2 protein-coding genes are annotated in these 2,073 nt (G+C 68.5%); both read left to right on the top strand.

Translation table 11 applies throughout. The annotated features are described in order from the left end of the window. Nucleotides 1-783 (top strand): methyl-accepting chemotaxis protein (locus tag PKE44_RS15450; RefSeq protein WP_324552853.1); only part of this gene is annotated, 783 nt, incomplete at its 5' end. Nucleotides 784-925: 142 nt separating this feature from the next. Next, nucleotides 926-2,073, top strand: a 1,148-nt coding sequence (locus PKE44_RS15445) for a cache domain-containing protein (protein WP_324552850.1), incomplete at its 3' end; no start/stop codon positions are given.

Below are 2,073 nucleotides of genomic sequence, written 5' to 3'. Positions count from 1 at the left end.
CGCAACGCCGGCGCACTCGGGCGTTCGGCGCACGACTTCACCGACGTGAGCCACCAGCTCAACGAGCTGGCCGCCGCCACCGCCAGCGGCGCCGACCGGCTGCGCGAGGCCGCGCACGCCGTCGACCTGAACCTGCAGACCGTCTCGACCTCGACCGACGAGATGAACTCGGCCGTCAATGAAATCTCGCGCAACGTCCACCGGGCGGTCGAGATTGCCGCCGGCGCCGGCGGGGCGGCTGATCACGCCTCGAAGCTGGTCGCGCAGCTCGCCGCCAGCAGCCAGGAGATCGGCTCGGTCAGCCGCACGATCGCCGGCATCGCCGAGCAGACCAACCTGCTGGCGCTGAACGCGACGATCGAGGCCGCACGCGCCGGCGAGGCCGGCAAGGGCTTCGCCGTCGTGGCCAGCGAGGTCAAGGATCTGGCCCGCGGCACCGCGCAGGCCACCGGCGACATCGAGCGACGCATCGAGGCCATCCAGAGCGACACGCAGCACGTCGTCAACGCCATCGACGCGATCCGCCGCACGATCGAGGAGGTCAACGACATCTCGACGATGATCGCGACCGCCGTCGAGCAGCAGAGCGTGACCACCGCCGAGATCGGCCGCAGCGTCAGCAGCGCCGCGCAGGGCGGCAGCGAGATCAACGCCGCCGCGCAGCGCATGGCCGATACGGTCGGCAGCCTGCACGCCGGTGCGGCCAGCACCGCACAGGCCGCCACCGAGCTTTCAAAACTCGCGCAGGACCAGACAACGCTGCTCGGCCGCTTCCGCTGCTGAAGCCCCGGGCTGGCGTGCCGATAAGCCAACGTACCTTTGACCAGTGTTTGACGGACGACGGCTTGAGACGGCCGCTCCCCGCCCGAACAATGCCGCGCTCCCCCGCCACCGGGGCCGCACCGATGCCAACCGGGATGACGCCATGACCCAGCTGCCCCTGCGCTCGCAGTTCAAATTCGCCACCGTCGTGCTGCTTGCAACACTGGCGCTGCTGATGACCACGATGTACCTGCACACCCGTGCCGGCCTGTATGACCAGTTCGAAGAACTCCTGCACGAGCGGGTCGAACTCACGGCCGGCATCCTGGAGCACTACCACGCAGAGGAGCAGGCGGGGCGCATGGATCGGGCCGCTGCCCAGGCACAGGCAGCCACCGCGATCAATTCGCTCATGCACGAGGATGCTTACTTCTTCGCCTACGATCGCGACGGCATCTACGTGATCCAGGGCGCAAACCCGGCGCAGATAGGCAAGACCTTCAAAGGCCAGATCGACCCTCTGGGCCGCGACATGTACGTCGAATTCCAGAAGGCCGTGGCCGGCTCAGTCAAGGGTATCGAGCACGCCGGCTTCGTCGAATACGACTGGAAACGTCCGGGCCGGGAGACGCCGGAGCACAAGGTCAGTTACGCGAAGCTGTTCGCTCCCTGGGGCTGGGTGATCGGCAACGGTCATTACACGGCCGATGTCGACGCGCAGCTCGCCAACGAACGCTGGCTGATGATCGGCGGCTTCATCGTCGTCGCACTGCTGATGTTCGGCATGATGAACTGGCTGAGCCGCGGCATCCTGCAGCGCATCGGCACCGTGCTCGGCTTCGCGCAGTGCGTGGCGCGGCGCGACCTCGACGCGCACATGCAGATCACCGTACACGACGAGGTCGGCCAGATGGCCGAGGCCCTGAATGCTGCGGTCGCAACGCTGCGCTCGGCCTTCGCCGAGATCGAGGCGGCCGCCGAGCGTGACCGCCAGCAGATGCTGCGCCTGCAGGCGGCCGAGAACACCGCGGCGCGTGCCGAGCGGCTGGCGCTCGCCGTGCGCGAGGTCGACGAGAGCCTGCAGACCGTCGCCGGCTCGACCTCCGAACTGGAGACCGCGGTGCACGAGATTTCCCGCAACCTGCACGAGGCGGTCAGCGTCGTCGGCACCGCGACGCGCGCCGTCGACGCCGCGGCGGCGACGGTCGCGCAGCTCACCGACAGCAGCGCGCGCATCGGTCAGGTCAGCCGCGTCATCAACGACATCGCCGAGCAGACCAACCTGCTGGCGCTGAACGCGACCATCGAGGC

The organism is Plasticicumulans sp. (assembly GCF_035331805.1).
Classification (GTDB): domain Bacteria; phylum Pseudomonadota; class Gammaproteobacteria; order Competibacterales; family Competibacteraceae; genus Plasticicumulans.
The sequence above is the reverse complement of the archived record's forward strand: the minus strand, read 5'-3'. Positions and strand labels throughout refer to the sequence as shown.